The following is a 24,389-nucleotide window of genomic DNA, read 5'->3' on the forward strand; positions in this document are numbered from 1 at the left end:
GCCTACTACTTCCAGGTACCCGCATGTCCGGATCTTGGACCCTATTGCCGGTCGCTCTTAGGTTCCGGCGAAACGCCGGAACGGCGGGTGCCTGGCGCTGACCGCCCGGCACCCGCAAGCTAAGCAGGTGCGAACCCCTTTTCGACAGCGTCCCTGGACCATCCGATTCGATCCGCGCCGGGCGGCGGTCGCGGTAGCCGCCGCCCTGGCGCTCGTCGCGACCGCCGGCTGCGGGTCCGTCGACATCACCCTCGGCTCCCCCACCGCCACGCCGCCCGGCGGGTCGGCAGACGGCTCCGGCGACGGCTCCGCTGATCAGGCGTCCGCGCTGCTCGACCAGTTGACCGTGGCGTCCGCCGGTGACATGCGGGGCTACAGCCGGGACCACTTCCCGCACTGGAGCTCCGCCGGCAGCAACTGCGACGTGCGGGACACCGTCCTGGAACGCGACGGCACGGCGATCGAGCTGGACGGCTGCAACGTGGTCGGCGGACAGTGGCTCAGCGCGTTTGACGGCGAGTCCTTCACCGACCCCGGCGACCTCGACATCGACCACATCGTCCCGCTGGCCAACGCCTGGCGCTCCGGTGCCGACGAGTGGGACGACGACCAGCGCCGCGAGTTCGCCAACGACCTGGACCGCCCGCAGTTGATCGCGGTCTCCGCGTCGACCAACCGGGCAAAGGGTGACCAGGACCCGTCGCAGTGGAAGCCACCGAACCGGGACTACTGGTGCCAGTACGCCCAGGACTGGATCACGGTCAAGCACTACTGGGAGCTGTCGGTCACCGAGCCGGAGAAGGCGGCGCTGGCTGACATGCTGACCACCTGTCCGTGACCGCGACCGGTCGTTGACACCGACCGGTCGGTGACGGCGGTACGGGTGGCCGATGAGAGGACAGGAGCTGACCATGGGCGAGCCGGTGGAGTCGAGCCGTACCCGGGACATCGTCACCGGGCCGGGCGGGGTGATGACCGACGAGGTCGGTGTGATCACCGGCGAGTTGACGCTGCGCACCGAGTTCGCCGCCGGCCAGGTCACCCTCCGCGTGCAGTACAAGGACGCCGCGGAGTGGTACGTGGTGACCGGCGGCCGGGCCGACCTGGCCGACCCGGCCGGCCTGGACGCCGTACACGCCATCGCGGTCGGCCTGCTGCACCGCCCGGACGGCTGAAACTGCGGACAACCCGTACGGCAGCGGCTCGCGCGAACGGCTACGGCAGCGGTTCGTGCGGGGCGGAGACGGTGGCCGGCGCGGTGCCGGCACCGGCGGGGGCGACCGCTTCCGGACTCGTCCGGTGTGGGCGCAGCGACCCGGCGGCGATCTGCTCGGCCCAGTGGCAGGCCACCCGGGACGGGCCAATCTCGCGCAGCACGGGCCGCTCGTCGGCGCAGCGGGTCGGCTGCGCCCACGGGCACCGGGTGTGGAATCGGCAGCCGGCCGGCGGGTTCGCCGGCGACGGCAGGTCCCCGGCCAGCAGGATCCGCTCCCGGCGGTCCTCCACCTCCGGGTCCGGCACCGGCACGGCCGACAGCAACGCCCGGGTGTACGGGTGCAGCGGCTCGCGGTAGAGCTGGTCCCCGGGTGCCTCCTCGACCAGCGCGCCGAGGTACATCACCCCGATGGTGTCCGAGATGTGGCGGACCACCGCCAGATCGTGGGCGATCACCAGGTAGGTGAGGCCGCGTTCGATCTGCAGCTCGTCGAGCAGGTTGATCACCTGGGCCTGGATCGACACGTCCAGGGCGGAGACCGGTTCGTCGGCGACAATCAGCTCCGGACCGAGGACCAGCGCGCGGGCGATGCCGATCCGTTGCCGTTGGCCACCGGAGAACTCGTGCGGGTAGCGGGACAGCGCCCAGCGGGGCAGGCCGACCGCGTCGAGCGCTTCGCCGACAATTCGTCGGCGCTCGGTGCGGTCGGCGCCGATGTCGTGCGCCTGCAGCCCTTCGACGAGGATCGACTCGACGTTCTGCCGGGGGTCCAGGCTGGACATCGGGTCCTGGAAGATCATCTGGAAGCGGCGGCGCATGGTGCGGAGTTTGGCCGCCGGCAGCCGGTTCAACGTCACTCCGTCGAAGACCACCTCGCCGCCGGTCGGCGGGGTCAGCTGCAGGATGGCCCGGCCGAGCGTCGACTTGCCGCAGCCTGACTCGCCCACCAGGCCGTACGTCTCGCCCCGGGCGATCCGCAGGTCCACCCCGTCGACCGCTCGGACGTGCCCGACGACCCGGTCCAGCAGGACGCCCCGGGTGATCGGAAAGTGCACCTTGAGGTCGCGGACCTCGACCAGTGGCTCATTCACCGGGCGGCCTCCACCGTGTCGTCGGTCTCGGGCGGGTTGACGCAGCGGAACGCGTGCCCGTCCGGCTCCCGGCGCAGCTGCGGCGCGGCGCCGAGGCAGGCGTCCACCTGGCGGGCGCAGCGCGGCGCGAAGGCACAGCCGTCCAGCCAGGGCAGCAGGTCCCGGACCGAGCCGGGGATGGGTCGCAGTCGCTGGCCGTGGCCCGCGTCGAGCCGGGGAATCGAGCCGAGCAGGCCCACCGTGTACGGGTGGCGCGGCGCCACGAACAGGGGTCGGCGGCGGGCTGTCTCGACCACCCGACCGCCGTACAGCACGTTGATCGTGTCGCACATGCCGGCAACCACCCCCAGATCGTGGGTGATCATCACCAGTGCGGTGCCGGACTCGCGGACCAGGTCCTTGAGCAGTTCCAGGATCTGCGCCTGGATCGTCACGTCCAGCGCGGTCGTCGGCTCGTCGGCGATCAGCAGCCGGGGTTGGCAGGCGACCGCCATCGCGATCAGCGCCCGCTGCCGCATCCCACCGGAGAGCTGGTGCGGGTACTCCTTCAACCGGCGGGTGGGGTCCGGAATGCCGACCCGGTCCAGCAGATGCTCGGCCTCGAGCCGGGCGGCCTCGCCGCGCATTCCCCGGTGCCGGACCAGCACCTCGGTGACCTGCACACCGATCGGTACCACCGGGTTCAGCGAGGAGAGCGGATCCTGGAAGATCATCGCCACGTCGCGGCCGCGTACGTCCCGCATCGCCCGGGGATCGAGCTGCAGCAGGTCGGTGCCGTCGAACGCGGCCTTGCCCTGGACCCGCACGCCCTTGCCGGCCGGCAGCAACCCCATGATGGCCAATGAGGTGACGCTCTTGCCGCAGCCGGACTCGCCGACCAGCCCGGTCACCTCACCGGCGTCGACCGAGAAGGACACCCCGTCGACCGCGTGCACGGTCCGCTGCCCCCGCCGGGCGAAGGTGACCGCCAGTTCATCCACGTCGAGCAGCGCCATGGCTCACTTCCGCAGTTTCGGGTCGAGGGCTTCGCGCATCGCCTCGCCCAACAGGGTGAAGCCCAACGCGGTGATGATGATGCCCAGCGCGGGCAGGATCGCCAGCCGGGGCGCGGCGTCCAGGTAGCGCTGCGCGTCGGCCAGCATCACCCCCCACTCCGGGATCGACGCGTCCGGGTTGCCCAGCCCCAGGAACGACAGCGCGGCCACCTCGATGATCGCGGTGGCCAGGGTGAGCGTGGACTGCACGATCACCGGGGCGAGTGAGTTCGGCAGGATGTGGGTCAGCGCCACCTTGCTTCGCCGGACCCCCAGGGAGGTGGCGGCGAGGACGTAGTCGCTGTTCGACTGGGCGAGCATCGAGCCGCGCAGCAGCCGGGCGAAGATCGGCACCGAGACCATGCCGACCGCGATCATGACGGTGGTCAGGCTGGCCCCGAGCAGCGCCGCGATGCTGATCGCCAGCAGCAGGCTGGGCAGCGCCAGCAGCATGTCGACGATCCGCATCAGTACGGTGTCCACCCAGCGGCCCCACCGCCCGCCGAGGCCGGCGGCGGCGCCGGCGAGGCCACCGATCAGCGTGCCGACGGTCAGCCCGATCATGGTGGCGACGACGCCGACCAGCAGGGTCTGCCGGGCGCCGACGATCATCCGGCTGAACTCGTCGCGGCCGAGGTGGTCCACGCCGAACCAGTTGGCCGCGCGCGGCCCCGGGTAGAAGGCCTGCGCCTCGCGGATCTCGTCCTTCCACAGCTGCGCCGCCGGATCGTACGGCACCAGGAACGGGCCGACCAGGGCGACCAGCAGGAAGACGCCGAGGATGACGGTGCCGACGATCGCCGCCGGGTTGCGGCGCAGCCGGCGGAACGCCTCCTGCCAGAGGCTGACACCGCGCTCGTCGTCGTGCGCCGCGGAGAGCTCGGCGAGCCGGTCCAGCTTCGCCTTCTTCCGCCCCGGGCTCAGTAGGTCACTCATCGGGCCGCCTCCGTCCGCGCGGCTGCGGGCCACGCTCGCCGCAGTCCTGTCCACCCCGTACTACCGGTCAACCGCCCGCTCACCGGACCCGCACTCTCGGGTCGATGAAGGTGTAGGAGATGTCGACCAACAGGTTCACCAGTACGTAGACCAACGCGATGATCAAAATGAAGCCCTGCAGTACGGGGTAGTCCCGCTGGCTGATGGCGTCGGCGACGAACGCTCCGATGCCGCCGAAGGCGAACACGGTCTCGGTGAGCACCGCACCGGACAGCAGCCCACCGGTGAGCAGGCCGATGCTGGTGGCCACCGGCAGCATCGCGTTGCGCAGCACGTGCCGGCGGCGGATCACCCGGCCGGTCAGGCCCTTGGCCTGGGCGGTACGGACGAAGTCCTCGCCGAGCACCTCCAGCACGCTGGCCCGGGTGATCCGGACGATGATCGCCAGCGGAATGCTGGCCAGGGCCAACCCTGGCAGCACCAGGTGCCACAGCGCGTTGAGCGAGGCATCCCACTCCCGGGTCAGCAGTCCGTCCAGCACGAAGAAGTTGGTCACCCGGGTGGCGTCGATGCGGGGGTCCTGCCGGCCGCTGGACGGGAACCAGCCGAGGTTCACCGCGAAGATCGCCTTCAGCACGTACGCCAGAAAGAAGACCGGGACGCAGATGCCGATCAGCGATCCGGCGACCGATCCGTGGTCGAGCAGGGTCCCGCGGCGGCGGGCGGCCAGGTAGCCGAGCGGGATGCCGACGCCGATCGCGATCAGCATGGCGGCGGCGGTCAGCTCGACGGTGCCCGGGAAGCGTTGCAGGAACTCGGTGGTGACCTCACGTTTCGTGGAGATCGAGGTGCCAAGGTCGAGCTGCAGCAGCCGCTTCATGAACCGGCCGTACTGGATCAGGATCGGCTCGTCGAGCCCGAGGTTGCGACGGATCGCCGCGCGCATCTCCGGGGTGCCGCGTTCACCGAGGATCGCGGACTCCGGGCCGCCGGGCAGTCGGTGCAGCCAGATGAACAGCAGCAAGGAGAGGCCGAACAGCGTGGGTACGAGTTGGAGCAGTCGTCGGACGATGAAGCGGAACACGGTGCCTCGGCAGGGGGTGTGGAGGGTCGCGTGGGCGGGCGCCGCCGCCACCCGGACTGGTGGCCCGGGTGGCGGCCGACGCCCGCCCTCGTTCCGTTCGCTAGTTCACTCGTGGATTTTCGCTAGTGCACTCGTGGATTTCAGGACTTGAACTCGGCGGTGGCGAACCGCTCGTCGGTGAGCGGGCTGGCCTGCACCCCGATCACGTCCTCGGCGAAGACGATCGCCGGCGGGGAGTGCGAGACCGGCACACCCGGCAGGAACTCCATGATCTCGGCGTTGATGCCCCTGTAAAGCTCGTAGCGGGCCTCGATGTCGGCGGTGCCGTCGGCCTCGGCGAACTTGGCGAACAGGTCCGGGTTGTCGTAGCCCCACTCGTCCTTGGGCCGGTCGAAGAACGTGCCGATGAAGTTGTACGCGTCGCCGTAGTCACCGGTCCAGCCGAGCAGGTGCAGGTCGTGCGCGTTGCCGGAGGTGGTGGCGTTGAGGTAGTCCGGCGACCACTTCAGCGGGATCGGTTCGACGGTGATACCGGCTTCCCGCAGGTCGGCGGCGAGCAGCTCGAAGATGTCCTTCGGGTTCGGCATGTACGGCCGGGTGACCTCGGTCGGGTAGTGGAACCGCAGCGTGAGGTCCGAGTGGCCGGCGTCGGCCAGCAGCTCCTTGGCCTTGGCCACGTCGTAGTCGTAGGTGGTGACGCCGGAGTTCCAGCCCTCGACGGTCGGCGGGACGAACTGGGTGGCGACCTCGGCACCCGGCGGCATCTTCGAGTCGACCAGCGCCTGACGGTTCAGCGCGTGGGCGATCGCCTGCCGGACCCGGATGTCGGCCAGCGCCGGGTTGCCCTGCTGGTTCATCGCCAGGTAGAGAACGTTGAACGCCGGACGGGTGAGCACGTTGAAGCCGTCGTCCTTGAGCGGCTGCACGTCGGCCGGGCCGACCAGGTCGTAGCCCTGGATGCCGCCGTTGCGCAGCTCCTGCTTACGGGCGTTCTCGTCGGAGATGGTCCGGAAGATCAGCGTCTTGACCTTCGCCTTCTCACCGGTGTAGTCGTCGTTGCGGACCAGGGTGAGGGTCTTGTTGGCGATGTCCCAGCTGTCGAACTTGAACGGCCCGGTGCCGGTGGGGTGCTCCAACGCGTACGCCGGGTAGGAGATGTCGTCGGCGCTGCCGGTCACGTCGCTGGCGTTGTGCTCCTGCAGCGCCGTCGGCGAGTGGATGGAGAACGACGGCAGCATCAGGGCCGCCGGGATCTTGCTGGACACCCGGGTGAAGGCCAGGTCCACGGTGGTGTCGTCGACCACGGTGCACGACTCGAACAGGCTTTCCGGCAGGTCTTCGCTCTCGTTGTTGGCGAAGCCGCCCATCACGTCCTGCCAGTAGGCGGTGACGTCGGGGCTCTGCATCAGGCCGGTCGCGTTGTACCAGCGGTCGAAGTTGACGCAGACCGCCTCGGCGTTGAAGTCGGTGCCGTCGTGGAACTTGACGCCGGACTTCAGCTTGAACGTCCACACCGTGCCGGACTCGTCCGGGGTCCAGCTCTCGGCCAGACCGGGGGTGATCGCCGTACCGCCCTCCTCGGGACGGACCAGGGTCTCGAACATCTGCCGGGCCACCCGCAGCGACTCGCCGTCGCTGGCGAAGCTGGGGTCGAGGACCTTCGGGTCACCGGCTACGCCGAAGACCAGGGTGGCATCGCTGGAATCGCCGGAGTCGTCACGCTCGCTCTCGGCGCAGCCGGCTAGGGCAAGCGCCGCGACCGCGACGGCCGCGATGGCGGCCTTCGGCCTGGGTGCACGCATGGGTGCTTCACCTCGTCCTTTGGGTACGGACAACGTAGTGACGGGGGTCACCGATGGCGAGACCATAGCCGGCGTTTGGCGCGACCGGAAACCAGCCGGAACGCGGTTGGTACCGGATCGTGTCTTAACTGTCCCGTCAACGACGATCGGACCTTACAGCGCCGATGATAGGTCAGATATGTCCAGAATTGAGCTATACCAAGTTGTTACATGTTTCGCGTGTTTCGCCGGCCCGGTGTCAGACCGAGCGCCGGCCTTCGAACGCCCTGCCCAGGGTAATCTCGTCGGCGTACTCCAGGTCGCCGCCGACCGGCAGGCCACTGGCCAACCGGGACACCGCGATCCCCATCGGCTTCACCAGCAGCGCAAGGTAGGTCGCGGTCGCCTCGCCCTCGGTGTTCGGGTCGGTGGCCAGGATCAGCTCTTTGACCGTCCCCGAGCCCAATCGCAGCATCAGCTCCCGGATCCGCAGGTTGTCCGGGCCGACCCCCTCCAACGGATTGATCGCCCCACCGAGCACGTGGTAGCGTCCCCGGAACTCACCGGTGCGCTCGATCGCCACGACGTCCTTCGGCTCCTCGACCACACACAGCACGTCGTCGTTGCGCCGCTGGTCGCGGCAGATCCGACAGTGCTCGGTCTCCGCCACGTTGAAACACACCGTGCAGAACTTGACCAGGTCCTTCACCCGGCGTAGCGCGGTTACCAGCCGGGTGACGTCCGCCGGGTCGGCGGAGAGAATGTGGAACGCGATCCGCTGGGCGCTCTTCGGCCCCACGCCGGGCAGCCGGCCCAGCTCGTCGATCAGGTCCTGGATAGCGCCTTCGTACATCTGCGGCGGCTCAGAACCCGGGTAGCCCGAGACCGCCGAGGCCGCCCGTGACCGGGCCCATCTTCTCCTCGGTCAGCTTGCGGACCTCGTCGTTGCCGTTACGGACCGCGGCCAGCACCAGATCCTCCAGCGTCTCCACGTCCGCCGGGTCCACCGCCTTGGGGTCGATCTTGATGGACCGGATCTCACCGACGCCGGAAAGGGTCACCGTGACAAGGCCCCCGCCGGCCGCGCCGGTGACCTCCGCCTCGGCCAGCTCGGCCTGGGCGGTCGCCATCTGCTGCTGCATCTTCTGCGCCTGCTTCAGCATCTGCTGCATGTTGGGCTGTCCACCGGGGCGCACGGCACCGCTCCTTCGATCAGTGTGGCCGGACCGTGGCCAGCCTAGTCCGTCCCGCCGGATCAGCAGCGCCCGGCACGGAAGCCGCACACCTGGTCACCGCGAATCGGTCTCGGTCACCGCGAATCGATCTCGCCGATCTTCTCCGCGCCAAGCGCCTGACGCAGCAACTGCATCGCCTGCTCCTCGCTGCTCTGCCGGGCGGTCTGCTCGTCCACCACCTCGTCCAGCGGCTCGTCACCCGGGTCGAAGCCCTCGTAGACGGGGCCGCGCGGCGGCCCGGACGCGGCGCCGGACCGCACCGGCCCGTCGTAGTCCGGGTCGTACGGCGGCTCCTCGGCGGACGACCCGTCGGCCCAGACACCGCCCCCCGCCGACGGTGCCGGTCGGCCAGCCGTCGCGGTCGCCGGCCGACCGACCGACCGCGACGCCGGGCCGTTCTGCTGCCCCGGGCCGCTCTGCTGCGTCGGTGCCGGCCGTTGCCCCGGCCCAGGGCCGGTGGACGCGCCCCCACCACCCGGTCGGGCACCGTTAGCGGCCTGCCGGATGCCGCCCGGCGGTGGGCCACCACCGGACGGGCCGTCGTTCACCGGCGGGGCGTTGCCGCCGCCCGGTCGGGCCGGTTCGGGCCAGTCGGAGTCGTCACCGCCGCCGGCCGGCTGGCGACCACCGGGGCGGCTCGCACCCGGCCGGCCGGCAGCCCCGCTACCCGAAGCCGCCGCGCGGGCGGCGCTGGCCGCAGCCGACCGGGTGGCGGCCGGCGGGCCTGCGGTGGCCGGACCGTTGGCAGGTGGGCCGGCGGCGGGTGGCACCGGGCCCGACCGGGCCGAGCTGGCCCGGGCCGGACCGGACGCCGCACCGGCGGTCTCGCAGCGGATCTGCCACCGAACCCCGAGCGTCTCGTAGATGGCTTCGAGCAGCAGGTCCGGCGAGGCGGACAGCATGGTGGCGTGCACGCTGTGCCGGAAGGTGAGCACCAGCACGTCACCGTCGACCTCGCGTACCGTCGCCTCGCGGACCACCGCGGCGGCCCGCTTGCTCCGGTTGCCGACCATGGCGAGGATCTGGTCCCAGGACCGCCGGACGGTTGCCGCGTCGAGCGCGCCCGGCGCGGCCGGGGCCGGCTGCGGCTCGGCGTCGGCCGGGTCGGGCATCACCGCTTCCGGCGGTACGGCCGGCGCGGCGGCCGGTGGTCGCTCAACCGCCGGCGGCGCGGCCGGCATTTCAGCGGGAGGCGGCGCGGCGGCTGGTGGTCCGGCCGGTGCCACGGCGGGGCCGGCGGTCGGCGCGGCAGCGGGAGCGGAGGCCACCGGCGCAGCAGCAGCCATTGGTACGCCGGCTGCCAGCCGACGCTCCATCCGCTCCATCCGCTGCAGCAGCGCCCCGGTCGACTCCTCGGCCCCGGGCAGCAGCATCCGAGCGCAGACCAGCTCCAGCAGCAGCCGGGGCGCGGTGGTGCCGCGCATCTCCACCAGGCCGTTGTGCACGGTGTCGGCGCACCGTGACAGGGTCGCCGGGCCGAGCCGCTCGGCCTGGGCGGTCATCCGGTCGATCTGGTCGGGCGGCCCGTCGATCAGCCCTTTGCTGACCGCGTCCGGCACCTGCTGCAGCACGATCAGGTCCCGCAACCGCTCCAACAGGTCGGAGGCGAACCGGCGGGGGTCGTGCCCGGCCTCGGCGACCCGGTCGACGGTTGCGTAGGCGGCGGCACCGTCGCCAGCGGCGAGGGCGTCACACATCTCGTCCAGCAGTGCGCTGTCGGTGACGCCGAGCAGGGCCACCGCCCGCGGGTAGCTGACCCCCTCCGGGCCGGCACCGGCGATCAGCTGGTCGAGCACCGACAGGCTGTCCCGGGCGCTACCGCCGCCGGCCCGCACCACCAGCGGGAAGACCGCCGGGTCGACCTTGACACCCTCGGCGGAGCAGAGCTGCTCCAGGTACGGCCGCAGCACCCCCGGCGGGATCAGCCGAAACGGGTAGTGGTGGGTCCGCGACTTGATCGTGCCGAGGACCTTCTCCGGCTCGGTGGTGGCGAAGATGAACTTGACATAGTCCGGCGGCTCCTCGACCAGCTTGAGCAGCGCGTTGAAGCCGGCCGACGAGACCATGTGCGCCTCGTCGATGACGTAGATCTTGAACCGGCTGCTGGCCGGCGCGAAGAAGGCGCGTTCGCGCAGCTCACGGGCGTCGTCGACGCCGCCGTGGCTGGCCGCGTCGATCTCGATAACGTCGATCGAGCCGCTGCCGTCGGCGGCCAGGGCGCGGCACGAGTCGCACTTGCCGCACGGCTCCGGCGTCGGCCCCTGCTCGCAGTTGAGCGAGCGGGCCAGGATTCGGGCGCTGGAGGTCTTGCCGCACCCGCGCGGCCCGGAGAAGAGGTACGCGTGGTTGAGCCGCCCGGTCCGCAACGCCTGCGACAACGGCTCGGTGACGTGCTCCTGGCCGATGACCTCGGCGAACGTCCTCGGCCGGTACTTGCGGTAGAGCGCCAGTGCCACCCTCACCGCCTCCTTCCGACCAGGCAGGGTTCCACGCCGGGAGCCATTCTGCGCGGGCGGGCCGGCGACCGCCACCCCGGGGGCAGGTCCCCCGGCCGGCCCGGAGACGAAAGGCCCCCCGTGCACCCGCCAGAGCTCGCTTATCCTTGCTGCCTTCCGGCCCTGGGGAGGTTCACGAGATGCACGCCGCACGAGGGGTTGGCCCCACTGTACCCCGGGCGGTGGGCGGCCGTCGGCGACCCCGGCCCGTGCTGACCGCCACGTCCGCAGCCTGTATCGTGTCGGGCGGAGGATTCGCCTAGAGGCCTAGGGCGCACGCTTGGAAAGCGTGTTGGGTTCACACCCTCACGAGTTCGAATCTCGTATCCTCCGCTCACTGAGCAGCCACAACGCCGCTGGCCGGTCCCGAGACGGGACCGGCCAGCGGCGTTCGCACGCCTCGGCGTCTGGGACGCTCCCTGCCGCTACACGACGAGGTCAGCCACCGACGTTCAGAATCATTCCGCGAATGGCCTGTGTCGCAGGAGACCCCGTTGCCTGGTCGAGCGGCTACGCCTGCCGAGGTTCAATGGCAAGGGTCGCTACCTGGTCTGCGGCGGAATCGGTGCACCACTGGCAGTCGCGCCACAACCCACACATGTACGGCGGCCCAGGCCGTCGCCGCTAGCCCGCCGGTGCGACCGATCACCGGGTAGGGGTACGTCCGAGCACTCTCGACCAGCGCGAGAACCCGCCGTTGCGTCGGCACGGCATCCGCCACGATGAGCTCCTGGAGCCCGTCGGTGGGCAGGAACGCCTGGACCGCCAGCCAGCAGAGGTAGCCAGCTATCAGCACACTGACCACCGCCCAGCCCAGCAACCGAGGATTGGCCACCACCTCGCCGGGCCCGGTCAGCAGCAGCAGGCCGACCAGTGCGGCGGTCACGCCCATACTCGCCAGTAGCAAGGCGCACCACGCGGTCCGATGGTGCACCGCCGCCAGATCGAACAACTCTGCGTTGGTCGCCGCCCTCGATGCGCCATCGCCCAGGGACCGGTACCCAGCCGCCCTGGTGAGAGCCGCAGCCGGCACCAGCAGCGCACCGCCGACGGCTAACCAGATCGACACCCTAATGCGCGACTCGCCCCACTCCACACCGGTCGACTTTAAGCCCACCATTCTCAGCCGGCTTCACGAGATCGGGCCACCGGCGACTGCAGGCACCTGATCGGATGCGTCTCAGCTGACCGTCTCCGGCGTGTCGCGTCGATGGAGCGTAGCGGTTCATGAGCCTACTCAGCAGATTTCGTCGCTGCTACCGGCATGGGACCGGCCAGCAGCGTTCGCACAGCTCTTCGCCTGGAGTATCAGCATCGGACCCAGCCGCCGGGTCAGGTCACGTCAGTCAGACCTGCAGCACAGAAGACAGGGAAGACCATCGATGCACTGAGGTCTCGATGATCGACGATCGATCCGGCGGACCGGTGCCAGATGAAGGGCTACCAGCCGAAACCCGACGACGGATGATCGAACTACTCGCCGCCGAGTTCGGCGCGGCGCGGCAGGCCGCTGTGGCCGGCGGTGCGGACCCTGACGAGTTGGCCGAGAACGTCGACGACCGCCGTCGTACCGTGGAATCGATTCCGGAGCCGGATGACCGCGACGATTGTCGTTAGCCCAGACGACACAGCGCAACGGCACACCATCGCGTCCCCATCGCGTCCAGCCGACCGGACCGGAATCCTCCGTGACCACCGAGTCGGCATCGGCCACCGAATACGATGTGGCACGCGGCGGCGCGGGTGGCTCTTTCATCGGCCGCGCCGCGGAGCACGCCCCGGCTGACCGGACTGCTGACCGAGGCGGCGGGCGGTGCCGCCGCGACGGTCTTCCTCGGCGGTGAGGCCGGCGTCGGGAAGAGCCGGCTGCTCGAGGAGTTCGCCGCCGGCACGGGTGCCGAGGAGATGGACCGGCCACCCGGTGGTGGACCGGCCGCTGACGAGCGGGTCGACGCCCTGCTGGCCGACTCTGCGGCGATCGACCGGATCGCCAGCGCCGTCGTCGAGCTGATCGCCGACCGATGAGGACCGGTGCGCCGAAACGCCCGGCCGATCCTCGCGGACCTGCCGGGCGTTCAACTAGCAGGATGGTTGCCTGCTCAGTGGCGGTGGCGGCGGGATTTGAACCCGCGGAGGGCGTGAACCCTCACACGCTTTCGAGGCGTGCTCCTTAGGCCACTCGGACACACCACCGCCGAGTAGGCTACCTGAAGCGCCTGCCGACCGTCACGGCGGTACCGCCCGAGCGTGGGCAGCACCGGCCGCACTGGCAGGATCATGGCCATGAGCACGCATATCGGAGCCAAGCCCGGCGACATCGCCGAGCGGGTCCTCATGCCCGGAGACCCGCTGCGCGCCAAGTGGATCGCCGAGAACTTCCTCGAGGACGCCACCTGCTACTCGAACGTGCGCGGCATGTTCGGCTTCACCGGCCGATACGCCGGGACGCGAGTGTCGGTGCAGGGGTCGGGAATGGGCATGCCGTCGGCGTCGATCTACGCCCACGAGCTGATCAACGAGTACGGGGTCCGGACGCTGATCCGGGTCGGCTCCTGTGGCGCGCTGGCCGAGGATCTGCAACTGCGGGACGTGATCGCGGCCAATGGATCGTCGACCGACTCGAACATGAACCGGGTGCGGTTCGCCGGGCTGGTCGACTACGCCCCGGTGGCGGACTTCGGTCTGCTGCGTACGGCGGTCGACGCGGCCCACCGGCACGGTGTCGACCTGCGGGTCGGCCCGGTCCTGGCCGCCGACTCGTTCTACACGGACCGGCCGGACCTGTACGACACGCTGGCCGACTACGGGGTGCTGGCGGTCGAGATGGAGACTGCGGCGCTGTACACCATCGCCGCCCGGTTCCGGGCCCGCGCATTGACCATCCTCACCGTGAGCGACCACATCCGTACCGGCGAGAAGATGAGCGCGGACGACCGGGAGCAGACCTTCAGCGAGATGGTACGCATCGCACTGGACACCGCGATCGCCTGACGCCACCGGGTTCGGCCGACGATACCGGCGGGCCGCCCGGCTCAGCGAAAGAACGCCCGCAGCGCAGCGGCGCACTCGTCGGCCAGCACCCCGGCGTACACGGTCGGCCGGTGGTTGAGGCGGCGGTCGCGCACGACGTCCCACAGCGATCCGACGGCACCGGTCTTCGGCTCCCACGCGCCGAAGACCACGGTCGAGATCCGGGCCAGCACCACCGCGCCGGCGCACATGGTGCACGGTTCCAGGGTGACCACCAGGGTGCACCCGTCGAGCCGCCACCGGCCGAGCCGGGCGGCGGCCCGGCGCAGCGCGAGGATCTCGGCGTGCGCCGTCGGGTCGCCGGTCAGTTCGCGTTCGTTGTGGGCGACCGCGAGTTCGTGGCCGGCCGCGTCGTAGACGACCGCACCGACCGGCACGTCAGCCGCACCGACGGTTACCCCTGCCGTGCCGGGCGGCACACCGACCGGGCGGGCGCCGGCGGTCGACCCGCCGGCCACCGACAACGCCCGCCGCATCCAGCTCTCGTGCAGCGGGTCGCGGTGCCGCCGGGCCGTCGGCACGCCGTCGCCCCGCCCGGTCACGCCGTCGCCCCGCCCGGTCACGCCGTCGCCCCGCCCGGCCTCATGCCTCGCGCAACTCCTCGATTTCGTCGCCGCAGCCGACCGTCTGGCAGATCTCGGCGGTCACGTCGGCCGGCAGCATGCCGTCACGGGCGCACAGTGCCAGCAGCCGTCGGGCCGACAGGCCGAGATCGGCGAGCAGGTCGGCGTCCCCGACCGGCTCCGCGTCCGGGTCGGCGGCCGGCTCATCGTCGTCCTCCTCGTCGGCCAACGCGTCAACGTCGTCGGAGTCGTCCAACGGGTCGCCGACCAGGTACCCACCGGCACGGGAGCCGGCCGGTGCGGCAGCGGCGGCGGACATCGAGCCGCCGCCGGCACCGACCACGACCGGTTCGAGGTCTACCTCGACGGCCGGAGTACGGATGTCGCCGATCAGCAGCGCGCCCAGCCGCGACTCCTCGGCGAACGCGGCGTCCGAACTGAAGATTCGCAGATCCTCGCCCTCGTCGAGGCGCAGGATCACCAGGTAACTGTCGTCCGATTCGACGAACAGCAGTGACACCTCGGCGTCGGCATCGACCTCACGGAGCCGGTCGATCACCTCGTCGATGTCGGCGACCCCACCGAGGTCGAGCTCGGCGCCGGACCAACCGGCCGGGCCGCGTACGGCAGCGGCAGCAAAATAGGGCACGGTCCCCCCAATGGTCCCTGCGGTTACCGGGCGGCGCGGCATCCCCGCCGCCGTCGGTGACCGCCGATTCTGTCGTCAGAATGACGGTATCGGCTCAGGTCGGTCGTTGACCCCGCAACGCCCCGAACAGTCACTGACCGGCAGGGACGGGCGCGCGACAGCGCGTCGACGTTCGGTCAGATGAGGCGTTCGGTCAGTTGACCAGTCGGCGGGCCGCAATCAACTCGCGCAACTGCTGCCCTCGGACCTTACGGGGCCGGATCCGTTCGCGGCCGAGCTTGGCGCCGGCAAGCTCGGCGAGGATTTGCAGTCGGCGCCGATTCCGCTCGGAATCGAGCCGGTGCCCGGTGTTGGCCATGCCGCCGAGCGTGCCGACCGCCGCCGTGTTCGTCAAGCCCGGAATCCGCCCACCGCCGGTCACCACAGTGGCCAGTCGCTGGTCGCCGCCCAGTGTGTGGCGAGCGCCACAGTCGTGATGCTCCAGCCGGCCGACATGGCGAGTGCGATGCCGGTCGCCACGCCCCGGTCGCCGACCCGGGCGAGCAGGATCGCGACGGCCCAGGCGAGTGCGCCGCAGAGCAGCGTCGACAGGGCGTACCCGCGCAGGTCCTGGCCGATCAGGCCGGTCAGCAGCAGCCACAGCGCGGTGGCCAGCGCCCCGAGCGCGACGGCTCCCGGGCGTACCGGGTGCGGCTCCCGGTAGGTCGGCCGGGACGGGGCCGGTGGCCATGCGGGCGCGGCCGGAAACATCCCCGGCGGGTACGGGTGCTGCCCACGTGGTGAACCCCAGCCGGCCACCGGCGGGTGCCAGCCGGCCGGCACACCGGGCCAACCCGGCGGGCTGGTCGGTGCGGGTGAGGGCCAGTCGATCGGCCGGTCCGGCATCTCGTCCCTCCCTCCTGCGGCCGGGGCGGCGGCTCGCGTCGGTCCACCAACGTGCCAAGTCAGCGTACCGACGACGGCTGCCCGACCGCGCCCTGGCTCGATGTGGCAGAGTCACCGCGTGCGAGTGGCGGTGATCGGGCTGGGGCTGATCGGCGGCTCGGCGCTGCGCGCGTTCGCCGCCGCCGGACACCGGGTTTTCGGGTACGACGCCGATCCCGCGACCCGGGCCACCGCGCGTACCGCCGCCGCGCGGGCGGCACCCGGCGCGCGCTGGCAGGTCGCCCCGACGGTACGGGACGCGGTGGCCGACGCCGATCTGGTGCTGCTGGCGGTGCCGCTGCCGGCGGTGGGTCCGGTACTCGACGAGATCGCCGCGGTCGGCTACTCCGGGCTGGTCACCGACGTCACCTCGGTCAAGGAGCCGGTGCGGCGGCTGGTCGACCGGCGGCTGCACCGCCAGCACGACCGGACCGCCGGGTTCGTCGGCGGCCATCCGATGGCCGGTCGGGAGACCTCCGGGTTCACCTCCGCCGATCCGAAACTGTTCACCGGCTGCGCCTGGGTGCTCTGCCTGGAGCCGCCGGTGACCTCGGTCGACGACTGGCTGACGGTGGCGACAGCAGTGACCGGGCTGGGCGCCCGGGTGGTACCGGCCACCGCCGAGGAGCACGACCGGGCCGTCGCGGCGATCAGCCACGTACCACATCTGCTTGCGACCGCCCTGGCCGCCACCGCGGTTACGGACCCGCTCGCCTGGTCGTTGGCCGCCGGGTCCTTTCGGGACGGCACCCGGGTCGCAGCCAGCCGGCCGGAGCTGGTGGCGGCGATGTGCGGCGGCAACGCCGGGGCGGTCCGGGCCGCCCTGGACGAGGTGCTCGCCACCCTGACTGCGGCCCGGGCGGCGCTGGACGCGCAAGACCCGGTGCAGGCTCTGGTGCCGTGGCTGACCCCGGGCAGTTCGGCCCGGGGCGGCTGGCCACCACAGCCGGGCCGGCCGCTGGAGCTGCCGGCCCGGCCGGACGCGCTGCTGCGGCTGGGGCGGGCCGGCGGTTGGATCACCGCCGTGGCCGAGGACCGACGTACCGTGACGGCGGTCCGGCCGGCGCCGGTCGACTGACCCGGCCCGGCTGGCCGGCGGTGGACCGGCTTTCTACCGGCGGCGGCTCAGATTTGTTCGCCCCGGTCCAGCCGGATCACCCGGCGGTCGGTGACAACGGCGGTCACCAGGTCGGCGGGCGTCACGTCGAAGGCGGGGTTGACCGCGCCGGCCCCGGCCGGCGTGGTCCGGGCAGCGGCGAAACTGACCACCTCGGCGGATCCCCGGTCCTCGATCTCGACCTGTGCGCCGGTGGCGGTCGCCGGATCCACCGTCGATTCGGGAGCGACCACCACGAACGGCAGTCCGGCCCGCCGGGCGCCGAGCGCATGGGCGTACGTGCCGATCTTGTTGATCGTGTCGCCGTTCGCGCAGATCCGGTCGGCGCCCACGACGACCGCGTCGACCCGGCCACGGGCCATCAGGAACGGCCCGGCCCCGTCAACGGCGACCCGGAAGTCGACCCCCGCCCGGTCGAGTTCCCAGGCGGTCAGCCGGGCACCCTGCAGCAGCGGACGGGTCTCGCTGGCGATCACCGATTCCAGCCCGCCGCGTCGGTGCAGTTCGACGACGACCCCGAGCGCGGTTCCTCCGGTAACCGTGGCCAGCGCGCCGGTGTTGCAGTGGGTCAGCAGCCGGCACCGGGGCGGGCAGAGCTGCCCGAGCAGGTCGGCCCCGAGCCGGGCCATCGCCACCGACGCCGCCTCCTCCTCGTCGCGTAGGGCCACTGCTTCGGCGAGTACGGCCGACGGGCTCTCCGCGAGCCGGGCCGCCGCCCGGTCGACGCCCCGAGCGAGGTTGACCGCGGTCGGCCGGGCGGTGCGCAGCCGGTCGACGGCGGCGGCCAGCCGGTCCGGTTCGTCGTGGTGCAGCCGCCTGGCCAGCGCCACTCCGAGTGCACCGGCAACGCCGAGCGCCGGCGCGCCGCGTACCGCCAGGGACCGAATCGCGTCGACCACCTCCTCGACGGTGGACAGCCGCAGTACGGTGGTCCGGTCCGGCAACGCGGTCTGGTCGATGATCTCGATGGCGTCGTCGACCCAGTCGATGGTCCGCATGCGACGACCTTAGTCGGCTCCGGCCGGGCGACAGTACCGCCGAAGGGGCCTATGGTGACCGGTGTGAGCAATGCCCGGGACCCGATCGCCGACCTTCGTCGGATCGCTTTCCTGCTGGAGCGGGCCAACGAGGCGACCTACCGGGTACGCGCGTTCCGGTCCGCCGCCACGGCACTGGCCGGACTGCCCGCTGCCGAGTTGTCGCAGCGGGCTGATACCGGCACGTTGACCGAGTTCGCCGGGGTAGGCGAGGTGACCGCCCGGTGTGTGGCCGAGTCGCTGGCCGGCGAGGAGCCGGTCTATCTGCGCCGGCTGCTGGCTACCGAGGGCACCGACCTGGACGAGGCGGCGGCGGCACTGCGCGCCGCGCTGCGCGGCGACTGCCACACCCACTCGGACTGGTCCGACGGCGGTTCGCCGATCGAGGAGATGGCGTTGGCCGCGGTCGAGCTGGGCCACGAGTACCTGGTGCTGACCGATCATTCACCCCGGCTCACGGTCGCCCGCGGGTTGACTGCCGTCCGTCTGCGGCGCCAACTCGACCACGTCGCGGCGCTCAACGCCGCCCTGCCGGAGGGGTTCCGGATCCTGACCGGCATCGAGGTGGACATCCTGCCGGACGGCTCCCTCGACCAGTCCGACGAACTCCTCGACCGGCTCGACGTGGTGGTCGGCTCGGTGCACGCCAATCTGCGTGACGACCGGGCGCGGATGACCCGACGGATGCTGACCGCGGTCGCCAACCCCCGGCTGGACATCCTCGGTCACTGCACCGGTCGGATGGTGACGTCCCGGCCGCCGGGGGTGACCGGCCCCGGCGACCGCGGCCACCGACGGCGGTCCCGGCCGCCAAGCGACTTCGATGCCGAAGCGGTCTTTGCCGCCTGCGCCGAACACGGCAAGGCCGTCGAGATCAACTCCCGGCCGGAGCGGCAGGACCCGCCGAAGCGGCTGATCCGGCTAGCGGTCGAGACCGGCTGCCTGTTCGCCATCGACACCGACGCCCACGCGCCGGGTCAGCTCGACTGGCAGCGGTTCGGGTGCGCCCGGGCCGCGCTCTGCGGTGTCGATGCCGACCGGGTGGTCAACACCTGGTCGGCCGGGGAGCTGGTCAACTGGGCCGCTGCCCATCACTGAACCGCTGTCCGGCAGCGGGCCGCCGGGCAGCGGGCCGGAACGGGCCGTTCGGGGCGGCCCGGTGCCCTGTGCGATGGCCACTCCGGCCAACACGATCAGCGCCCCGACCGGCTGGTGCCAGACCAGCCGCTCGCCGAGGACCGACACCCCGGCCGCGACCGCGACGACCGGCACGACATAGGTGACCGTAGCCGCCGTACTGGCGCCGACCAGCCGGATGTTGCGCATGTGGATCACGAAGGCCAGTCCGGTGCCGACCGCCCCAAGAATCAGCACGCTCACGATCACCGCCGAGGAGAGCCGGGTCGGCGTCGGCGGGGCCCCGGCAACGATCGGTGCGACGACGGCCAACTGGCCGGTGGCCAGGATCAGCTGGGTCGCGGCGAGCGCGACGCCGCTGTCGGACCGGCCGGCGACAAACCGCTTCTGGTACGGGATCGTCGCGCCGTAGCAGGCGGCCGCGCCGAGACACATCAGCTGCCCGGCGAACTGTCCCCCGCCGACGCCCTGCCAGACCCCGAGCACCACCAGCACGCCGACGAAGCCCAACCCGGTGCCGGCCAGCCGGCGGGCCGTCATTGCCTCGGTGCGGAACACCAGCGCCGCCAGCGGCAGGGCGATCAGTGGGGTGGTGGCGTTCCAGATGCCGGCGAGCAGCGACGGGATCCGCTGCTCCCCGTACCCGATGAGGGTGAACGGCAGGGCGACCCCGACCGCCGCGACGACGCACTGGTGCAGCCACAGCCACGGATCCCGGGGCAGCCGGTCGCCGATCAGTGGCAACACGATCAGCAGGGTGAGCGCACCGGCGGCGACCCGGGCCAGGGTCACGTGGATCGGATGCAGCTCGGCGATGCCGATCTTGATCAGCAGGAAACTGGTGCCCCAGATTCCGGCGAGCAGCAGAAAGCCGGGCAGCCAGCTGGCGAGCCGGGGACCGGGTGGTGGGCCGGCCGAACCGGGTTCCTGCATTCCCGTTCCCCCTTTCGGCTGCGCCGGCCCCACCGACCTGCCGCGTAGGGTCATCAGCATGGGACGTGTGGATGACATCAGCAACAGCTTTGTCGAGCAGTGGGCGCGGCTGAATCCGACCGGAGCCACCTACATCGGCGTCGACGGGTACGACGACCAGCTCGACGACCTGTCACCGGACGGGTACGCCGAACGCGCCGCCCTGACTCGCGACACGTTGCGGCAGCTCGGTGTCGCCGATCCGGAGTCGGAGGCCGAGCGGGTGGCCCGGGACGCGATGGCGGAGCGGCTCGGGCTGGAGCTGGCCCGCTACGAGGCGGGCGAGGAGACCAGCGAGCTGAGCGTCATCACCAGCGGTCTGCACCAGCTGCGCCAGGTCTTCGACCTGATGCCGACCGAGGGCACCGATGCGGTGGCCAACATCGCCGCCCGGCTGGACAATTATCCACAGGCTCTGGACCAGGTACGAGTCACCCTGCTGGACGCGGCCCGGGCCGGGCACGTGGCACCCCGGGCGCAGATGCTCAAGGTCGCCGACCAGTGTGACGTCTGGACCGACCCGGAAGCGGACGACTTCTTCCACGCCCTGGTCGGCCGGCTGTCCGCTCCGGCCGCCCTCACTGCGGACCTGCGCCGCGCGGCCTCGGCGGCCACTGCGGCGACGATCGCGTTCGGCCGGTTCCTGCGTACCGAGCTGGCCCCGTTGGGGCGGGACACCGAGGCCGCCGGCCGGGACCGATACGAGCTCGCCTCCCAGTACTTTCTGGGCGCGCGGATCGACCTGGACGAGACGTACGCCTGGGGCTTCTTCGAGTTGGATCGCATCGAGCAGGAGATGCGCCGGGTCGCTGCCGAGATCGCCGGGCACGGCGCCAGCATCGACGACGCGGTACGCGCCCTGGACGCGGACCCGGCGCGGACCATCGCCGGTGGTGAGGCGTTCCGCGACTGGATGCAGGCGCTGGCTGACAAGGCCATCGGGGACCTGCACGGCTCCCACTTCGACATTCCGCAGCAGATCCGGCGGATCGAGTGCTGCCTCGCGCCGACCAGCGACGGCGGCATCTACTACACCGGGCCGAGTGAGGACTTCTCCCGACCGGGCCGGATGTGGTGGGCGGTGCCGCACGGGCTCACCGAGTTCTCGACCTGGCGGGAGGTGACCACGGTCTACCACGAAGGGGTGCCCGGACATCATCTGCAGATCGGTCAGACGCAGGTCCGTGCCGATCTGCTCAACCGCTGGCAGCGGCTGCTCTGCTGGTGTTCCGGGCACAGCGAGGGCTGGGCGCTGTACGCGGAACGGCTGATGGACGAGCTGGGCTACCTGGCCGACCCCGGTGACCGGCTCGGCATGCTGGACGGGCAGGCGCTGCGGGCGGCCCGGGTGATCGTGGACATCGGCCTGCACCTGCAGTTGACCATCCCGCCGAACTCGTTCAACTTCCATCCCGGCGAGCGGTGGACTCCGGAGCTGGCGTGGCAGTTTCTGCGGGCGCACTGCCAACTGCCGGACGAGATCCTGCGGTTCGAGCTGGACCGGTATCTCGGCTGGCCGGGGCAGGCGGCGGCGTACAAGGTCGGGGAGCGAATCTGGCTGCAGGCCCGAGCCGACGCCCGAACCCGCAAAGGTGCCGCCTTCGACCTCAAGGAGTTTCATCAGGCAGCGCTGGACCTGGGCGTACTCGGTCTCGACCCGCTGCGGACCGCGCTGGCCCGGATCTGACCACCGGCCCCGCGAGCCACGCCGAGGGCGAGGGGCCGGCTCAGCCGAGCGCGGCCATCAGGTCCCGGCAGGCCTGCTCGCACCGACGGCAGGCCTCGGCGCAGACCTGGCAGTGCTCGTGCTCGCTGGCGTGTAGCTGGCACTCCTCGCCGCACGAACGGCATGCCTGGATGCATGCCTGCAGCATCACCCTGGTGGTGTTCGCGTCATAGCCGGTGTGCCGGGAGAGCACCCGGCCGGTGGTGGCGCAGATGTCGGCGCAGTCGAGATTGGTGCGGATGCACTTGACCAGTTCGGCGACCGTGTCCTCGCTCAGGCACGCATCAGCGCAGGCGGTGCAGGCCTGAGCGCAGTCGAAGCAGGCGTCGATGCAGTCGGCGAGTGCCTGCTGGTCGACGTGTCCCAGATCGAGCGGATAGGTTTCCAGCATCTCGGTTGCTTGCGTCATGGTGACCTCCACAGGTGTGACCGTTGAGGTCGGGTACCCGCTGCCCGGCCCGACTAACACCGGACCGGCCGACACCGGTCGGGCAACGGCCGGTCAGTCAGGCAGCCGCAGTGCCGCCCAGACCGTCTTGCCGTCGGCGAATCCGGCGTACCCCCAGTCGCTGGCGAGCGCCTCGATGATGGCCAGCCCTCGACCACGGCCGGGTGCCGGACCGGGCCGGGGCCCGGTGGCCGGTCGGGGCAGCTCGGCAGCGCGGTCGCGGACGCTGATCCGGATCGCTCCGGCCTGCCGGGTGGTAGTGACGTCCAACTCGGTGCCGGCATGTTCGACCGCATTGCTGACCAGCTCGGAACCGATCACCATCGCATCGTCGAGCAGAGCGGTCAGGTGCCACGAGCGGCAGGCACCGCCGATCAGTCGGCGGGCCTGTCCCGGTGAGTGCGGGTGCGGAGGCAGGTATTCGTGCCACCGGTACGCGGACCTTGGTGCTGATTCGACCAGTTTGGTGGCATCGATCACGCTGTCCTGCACACTCACCAGGTCGCCCATGCTGTGCCGGGCGAGCCGGCCGGTGGGTGAGTCGGGCCGGGCACACAGGTGCACCACCGGACGGTGGCTGGCGTCGCCGCCCTGCACGATGGCGAAGACCCGCAGCCCGATCGGGCTGGCCACGGTCACCTCGTCCAGCTCGACGAGCAGCGCCAACGGCTCCTCCAGCAGGCAGCGGCGCAGCACCGGGGCGAGCCGGACCAGTTCGGTGTCGGTCAACGCGCCGGTCAGCCGGATCCGGGTGACACCGCTGGCGAGGTCACGCGCCACCAGCCAGGTGAGGGTGTTCACCCGTGGTCCCCGTTGTCCGGTCTACCACCGTAGACGGTTCCGGTGTGGTCCTGCGGCACGATGCCAAGCAGTGGCGCGACTCCGGTCACCCGCAGCACCCGGGCGACGATCGGCTGCGGGTTGCGGACTATCAGGATCTGACCCTGACCGGCGGCCGCGTGATGCGCGTCGACCAGTTCCTTGACCGCACTTGAATCGATCAGTGTGACGGCGTCCAGGTCGACGATGATCCAGGTCGCCTGCCTCCGGTCGACCACCTGCACGGCAGCACTGAGCTCTCCGGTTGCGGTCATATCCAGCTCGCCGGAGGCTTCGATGACGCAGTGCCCGGCTTCGGGTGACGACACCCGGATCTCGTGCATGCTGGTCTCCGTCTGGCGGGTCGCGACTCCGACCTGCGGTGGCGCCCGTAGGCCCGCGCGGCGGAGTTGGGCTGCTCGAAGCGCCCAGCCTACGCGACGCCACCCGCCCGCTGCGGACAGACCGGGAGACCACCGATTCGGGTTAGCGGACCACCTAGTCGATCATCACACTGGGTGAGAGATCGTTGACTGAGATTAATTTCTGTCGATATGATCCGGGCGCCGTGGGACCAGTGTTCCCAGATTCACGAGGAGTCCCCCATGCCCGTATTCACCCGCCTGCCGGAGATCGTCCCCACGCTGTTCCGCGTGGTGGTCGGTCTGCTGTTCGCGCTACGCGGTACCGCCTCGATCTTCGGGATCTTCGGCGGCTTCCGGGGCACCGGTGAGGCACTGGAGATCGGCGTCTGGCCCGGGTGGTGGGCCGCGCTGATCCAGCTCGTCGGCGGTCTGTTGGTCCTCACCGGACTCGGCACCCGGGTGGCCGCCGTCATCTGTTCCGGATCGATGGCGTACGCCTACTTCGTGGTCCATCAGCCGGACGCACTTCTCCCGCAGAACAACGGCGGCGAACTCGCCGCGCTGTTCTGCTGGGCGTTTCTGCTGGTGGCCGCGCTGGGGCCAGGCCGGTACTCGCTCGACGCCATGTTGAGTCGACGCCGTACGGCCGCCACGCCGGCACCGGAGCCCGCGACGGTCTGATCCCGCTGCAGCAGCCGGACCCGGCAAGGCCGGTACCGCCCGGCGGACC

Annotated in this window: 25 protein-coding genes, 2 tRNA genes, 1 other RNA gene and 2 pseudogenes; 10 read left to right on the forward strand and 20 right to left on the reverse strand. The window is 71.2% G+C overall.

Annotated features, from left to right (window positions below):
• Positions 1 to 127: 127 nt before the first annotated feature.
• Positions 128 to 838, forward strand: a complete 711-nt coding sequence (locus tag ACFHWS_RS25285; protein WP_416556610.1) for an HNH endonuclease family protein — start codon at positions 128 to 130, stop codon at positions 836 to 838.
• A 94-nt stretch (positions 839 to 932) separates the two neighbouring features.
• A pseudogene (locus tag ACFHWS_RS25290) lies at positions 933 to 1,175 on the forward strand (hypothetical protein); the annotation flags it as partial.
• A gap of 40 nt (positions 1,176 to 1,215) precedes the next feature.
• Here the strand turns inward: ACFHWS_RS25290 and ACFHWS_RS25295 are convergent.
• The 9 genes from ACFHWS_RS25295 to ffs all read right to left on the reverse strand — a co-directional run bounded on the left by ACFHWS_RS25295 (position 1,216) and on the right by ffs (position 11,033).
• Complete coding sequence (locus tag ACFHWS_RS25295) at positions 1,216 to 2,307, reverse strand: ABC transporter ATP-binding protein (protein WP_281552757.1); 1,092 nt, start codon at positions 2,305 to 2,307, stop codon at positions 1,216 to 1,218.
• Positions 2,304 to 3,302 (reverse strand): ABC transporter ATP-binding protein, encoded by a 999-nt coding sequence (locus ACFHWS_RS25300; protein ID WP_416569250.1) that lies wholly within the window; start codon positions 3,300 to 3,302, stop codon positions 2,304 to 2,306. Before ACFHWS_RS25300 ends, ACFHWS_RS25295 begins: the two co-directional genes overlap by 4 nt.
• Before the next feature lie 3 nt (positions 3,303 to 3,305).
• Positions 3,306 to 4,277 carry an ABC transporter permease gene (locus tag ACFHWS_RS25305; RefSeq protein WP_416556608.1) on the reverse strand — a complete coding sequence of 324 codons (972 nt, stop codon included), beginning with the start codon at positions 4,275 to 4,277 and terminating at the stop codon, positions 3,306 to 3,308.
• A gap of 79 nt (positions 4,278 to 4,356) precedes the next feature.
• Positions 4,357 to 5,361, reverse strand: a complete 1,005-nt coding sequence (locus ACFHWS_RS25310) for an ABC transporter permease (RefSeq protein ID WP_282232636.1) — start codon at positions 5,359 to 5,361, stop codon at positions 4,357 to 4,359.
• A 140-nt stretch (positions 5,362 to 5,501) separates the two neighbouring features.
• Complete coding sequence (locus tag ACFHWS_RS25315) at positions 5,502 to 7,163, reverse strand: ABC transporter substrate-binding protein (protein WP_416556607.1); 1,662 nt, start codon at positions 7,161 to 7,163, stop codon at positions 5,502 to 5,504.
• 238 nt (positions 7,164 to 7,401) lie between these two features.
• A complete protein-coding gene (gene recR / locus ACFHWS_RS25320; RefSeq protein ID WP_416556606.1) occupies positions 7,402 to 7,995 on the reverse strand; it encodes a recombination mediator RecR in 594 nt (197 codons plus the stop codon).
• A 10-nt stretch (positions 7,996 to 8,005) separates the two neighbouring features.
• A complete protein-coding gene (locus ACFHWS_RS25325; RefSeq protein WP_416556621.1) occupies positions 8,006 to 8,314 on the reverse strand; it encodes a YbaB/EbfC family nucleoid-associated protein in 309 nt (102 codons plus the stop codon).
• 137 nt (positions 8,315 to 8,451) lie between these two features.
• The gene (locus ACFHWS_RS25330) at positions 8,452 to 10,833 is read right to left on the reverse strand and encodes a DNA polymerase III subunit gamma and tau (protein ID WP_416569263.1); all 2,382 of its coding nucleotides are present in this window, start codon (positions 10,831 to 10,833) and stop codon (positions 8,452 to 8,454) included.
• Positions 10,834 to 10,942: 109 nt separating this feature from the next.
• Positions 10,943 to 11,033, reverse strand: an RNA gene (ffs, locus tag ACFHWS_RS25335) — signal recognition particle sRNA small type.
• An 87-nt stretch (positions 11,034 to 11,120) separates the two neighbouring features.
• Between ffs and ACFHWS_RS25340 the strand changes: the two genes are divergently transcribed.
• Positions 11,121 to 11,205, forward strand: a tRNA-Ser gene (locus ACFHWS_RS25340).
• 193 nt (positions 11,206 to 11,398) lie between these two features.
• Here the strand turns inward: ACFHWS_RS25340 and ACFHWS_RS25345 are convergent.
• Positions 11,399 to 11,941, reverse strand: coding sequence for a hypothetical protein (locus tag ACFHWS_RS25345; protein WP_416569251.1), 543 nt, complete (start codon positions 11,939 to 11,941; stop codon positions 11,399 to 11,401).
• Positions 11,942 to 12,270: 329 nt separating this feature from the next.
• Between ACFHWS_RS25345 and ACFHWS_RS25350 the strand changes: the two genes are divergently transcribed.
• Both ACFHWS_RS25350 and ACFHWS_RS25355 read left to right on the forward strand, forming a co-directional pair.
• Positions 12,271 to 12,489, forward strand: coding sequence for a hypothetical protein (locus ACFHWS_RS25350; protein WP_416556604.1), 219 nt, complete (start codon positions 12,271 to 12,273; stop codon positions 12,487 to 12,489).
• A 126-nt stretch (positions 12,490 to 12,615) separates the two neighbouring features.
• On the forward strand, positions 12,616 to 12,897 hold the full coding sequence (locus ACFHWS_RS25355) for a hypothetical protein (protein WP_416569252.1): 282 nt from the start codon (positions 12,616 to 12,618) through the stop codon (positions 12,895 to 12,897).
• A 78-nt stretch (positions 12,898 to 12,975) separates the two neighbouring features.
• Here the strand turns inward: ACFHWS_RS25355 and ACFHWS_RS25360 are convergent.
• A tRNA-Ser gene (locus ACFHWS_RS25360) sits at positions 12,976 to 13,065 on the reverse strand.
• Between the two features lie 90 nt (positions 13,066 to 13,155).
• Here ACFHWS_RS25360 and deoD point away from each other — a divergent pair.
• Positions 13,156 to 13,863, forward strand: a complete 708-nt coding sequence (gene deoD / locus ACFHWS_RS25365; RefSeq protein WP_416556602.1) for a purine-nucleoside phosphorylase — start codon at positions 13,156 to 13,158, stop codon at positions 13,861 to 13,863.
• A 41-nt stretch (positions 13,864 to 13,904) separates the two neighbouring features.
• Here the strand turns inward: deoD and ACFHWS_RS25370 are convergent, their stop codons facing one another.
• The 4 genes from ACFHWS_RS25370 to ACFHWS_RS25385 form a co-directional block, all read right to left on the reverse strand.
• The gene (locus ACFHWS_RS25370; protein WP_416556619.1) at positions 13,905 to 14,378 is read right to left on the reverse strand and encodes a nucleoside deaminase; all 474 of its coding nucleotides are present in this window, start codon (positions 14,376 to 14,378) and stop codon (positions 13,905 to 13,907) included.
• Between the two features lie 106 nt (positions 14,379 to 14,484).
• Positions 14,485 to 15,114 carry a tRNA adenosine deaminase-associated protein gene (locus ACFHWS_RS25375; protein WP_416569253.1) on the reverse strand — a complete coding sequence of 210 codons (630 nt, stop codon included), beginning with the start codon at positions 15,112 to 15,114 and terminating at the stop codon, positions 14,485 to 14,487.
• Between the two features lie 193 nt (positions 15,115 to 15,307).
• Positions 15,308 to 15,508: a hypothetical protein gene (locus ACFHWS_RS25380; RefSeq protein WP_416556600.1), complete on the reverse strand. Its 201-nt coding sequence runs from the start codon at positions 15,506 to 15,508 to the stop codon at positions 15,308 to 15,310.
• A 23-nt stretch (positions 15,509 to 15,531) separates the two neighbouring features.
• Positions 15,532 to 15,864, reverse strand: coding sequence for a hypothetical protein (locus tag ACFHWS_RS25385; protein WP_416556618.1), 333 nt, complete (start codon positions 15,862 to 15,864; stop codon positions 15,532 to 15,534).
• Positions 15,865 to 16,099: 235 nt separating this feature from the next.
• Between ACFHWS_RS25385 and ACFHWS_RS25390 the strand changes: the two genes are divergently transcribed.
• A complete protein-coding gene (locus ACFHWS_RS25390) occupies positions 16,100 to 17,116 on the forward strand; it encodes a prephenate dehydrogenase (RefSeq protein WP_416556599.1) in 1,017 nt (338 codons plus the stop codon).
• 47 nt (positions 17,117 to 17,163) lie between these two features.
• On the opposite strand, the gene mtnA is transcribed toward ACFHWS_RS25390, so the two are convergent.
• Complete coding sequence (gene mtnA, locus ACFHWS_RS25395) at positions 17,164 to 18,153, reverse strand: S-methyl-5-thioribose-1-phosphate isomerase (protein WP_416569254.1); 990 nt, start codon at positions 18,151 to 18,153, stop codon at positions 17,164 to 17,166.
• 63 nt (positions 18,154 to 18,216) lie between these two features.
• Here mtnA and ACFHWS_RS25400 point away from each other — a divergent pair, with 63 nt between their 5' ends.
• On the forward strand, positions 18,217 to 19,290 hold the full coding sequence (locus ACFHWS_RS25400; RefSeq protein ID WP_416556597.1) for a PHP domain-containing protein: 1,074 nt from the start codon (positions 18,217 to 18,219) through the stop codon (positions 19,288 to 19,290).
• Positions 19,291 to 19,422: 132 nt separating this feature from the next.
• Here the strand turns inward: ACFHWS_RS25400 and ACFHWS_RS25405 are convergent.
• Positions 19,423 to 20,340, reverse strand: a pseudogene (locus tag ACFHWS_RS25405) (DMT family transporter); the annotation flags it as partial.
• Here ACFHWS_RS25405 and ACFHWS_RS25410 point away from each other — a divergent pair.
• Positions 20,321 to 21,988: a DUF885 domain-containing protein gene (locus ACFHWS_RS25410; protein WP_416556596.1), complete on the forward strand. Its 1,668-nt coding sequence runs from the start codon at positions 20,321 to 20,323 to the stop codon at positions 21,986 to 21,988. The pseudogene ACFHWS_RS25405 and the gene ACFHWS_RS25410 overlap by 20 nt on opposite strands.
• Positions 21,989 to 22,028: 40 nt before the next feature.
• On the opposite strand, the gene ACFHWS_RS25415 is transcribed toward ACFHWS_RS25410, so the two are convergent.
• The 3 genes from ACFHWS_RS25415 to ACFHWS_RS25425 form a co-directional block, all read right to left on the reverse strand.
• Positions 22,029 to 22,436: a four-helix bundle copper-binding protein gene (locus ACFHWS_RS25415; protein ID WP_416556595.1), complete on the reverse strand. Its 408-nt coding sequence runs from the start codon at positions 22,434 to 22,436 to the stop codon at positions 22,029 to 22,031.
• Between the two features lie 93 nt (positions 22,437 to 22,529).
• A complete protein-coding gene (locus ACFHWS_RS25420; RefSeq protein ID WP_416556594.1) occupies positions 22,530 to 23,276 on the reverse strand; it encodes an ATP-binding protein in 747 nt (248 codons plus the stop codon).
• Positions 23,273 to 23,638 (reverse strand): STAS domain-containing protein, encoded by a 366-nt coding sequence (locus tag ACFHWS_RS25425; protein WP_416556593.1) that lies wholly within the window; start codon positions 23,636 to 23,638, stop codon positions 23,273 to 23,275. Before ACFHWS_RS25425 ends, ACFHWS_RS25420 begins: the two co-directional genes overlap by 4 nt.
• A gap of 261 nt (positions 23,639 to 23,899) precedes the next feature.
• Here ACFHWS_RS25425 and ACFHWS_RS25430 point away from each other — a divergent pair, with 261 nt between their 5' ends.
• Positions 23,900 to 24,340, forward strand: a complete 441-nt coding sequence (locus ACFHWS_RS25430; RefSeq protein WP_416556592.1) for a DoxX family protein — start codon at positions 23,900 to 23,902, stop codon at positions 24,338 to 24,340.
• Positions 24,341 to 24,389 lie beyond the last annotated feature (49 nt).

The organism is Micromonospora sp. LOL_013 (genome assembly GCF_048060315.1).
In the GTDB taxonomy this organism is placed as follows: Bacteria; Actinomycetota; Actinomycetes; order Mycobacteriales; family Micromonosporaceae; genus Micromonospora_E.

Bases quoted from the DNA above. Each gene is read 5' to 3' on its own strand.
- ACFHWS_RS25300 (WP_416569250.1), bottom strand. From the start codon at position 3,302: ATGGCGCTGCTCGACGTGGATGAACTGGCGGTCACCTTCGCCCGGCGG.
- ACFHWS_RS25305 (WP_416556608.1), bottom strand. From the start codon at position 4,277: ATGAGTGACCTACTGAGCCCGGGGCGGAAGAAGGCGAAGCTGGACCGG.
- ACFHWS_RS25315 (WP_416556607.1), bottom strand. From the start codon at position 7,163: ATGCGTGCACCCAGGCCGAAGGCCGCCATCGCGGCCGTCGCGGTCGCG.
- recR (WP_416556606.1), bottom strand. From the start codon at position 7,995: ATGTACGAAGGCGCTATCCAGGACCTGATCGACGAGCTGGGCCGGCTG.
- ACFHWS_RS25325 (WP_416556621.1), bottom strand. From the start codon at position 8,314: ATGCAGCAGATGCTGAAGCAGGCGCAGAAGATGCAGCAGCAGATGGCG.
- ACFHWS_RS25350 (WP_416556604.1), top strand. From the start codon at position 12,271: ATGATCGACGATCGATCCGGCGGACCGGTGCCAGATGAAGGGCTACCA.
- deoD (WP_416556602.1), top strand. From the start codon at position 13,156: ATGAGCACGCATATCGGAGCCAAGCCCGGCGACATCGCCGAGCGGGTC.
- ACFHWS_RS25370 (WP_416556619.1), bottom strand. From the start codon at position 14,378: ATGCGGCGGGCGTTGTCGGTGGCCGGCGGGTCGACCGCCGGCGCCCGC.
- ACFHWS_RS25385 (WP_416556618.1), bottom strand. From the start codon at position 15,864: ATGTTTCCGGCCGCGCCCGCATGGCCACCGGCCCCGTCCCGGCCGACC.
- ACFHWS_RS25390 (WP_416556599.1), top strand. From the start codon at position 16,100: ATGTGGCAGAGTCACCGCGTGCGAGTGGCGGTGATCGGGCTGGGGCTG.
- mtnA (WP_416569254.1), bottom strand. From the start codon at position 18,153: ATGCGGACCATCGACTGGGTCGACGACGCCATCGAGATCATCGACCAG.
- ACFHWS_RS25410 (WP_416556596.1), top strand. From the start codon at position 20,321: ATGGGACGTGTGGATGACATCAGCAACAGCTTTGTCGAGCAGTGGGCG.
- ACFHWS_RS25415 (WP_416556595.1), bottom strand. From the start codon at position 22,436: ATGACGCAAGCAACCGAGATGCTGGAAACCTATCCGCTCGATCTGGGA.
- ACFHWS_RS25425 (WP_416556593.1), bottom strand. From the start codon at position 23,638: ATGCACGAGATCCGGGTGTCGTCACCCGAAGCCGGGCACTGCGTCATC.
- ACFHWS_RS25430 (WP_416556592.1), top strand. From the start codon at position 23,900: ATGCCCGTATTCACCCGCCTGCCGGAGATCGTCCCCACGCTGTTCCGC.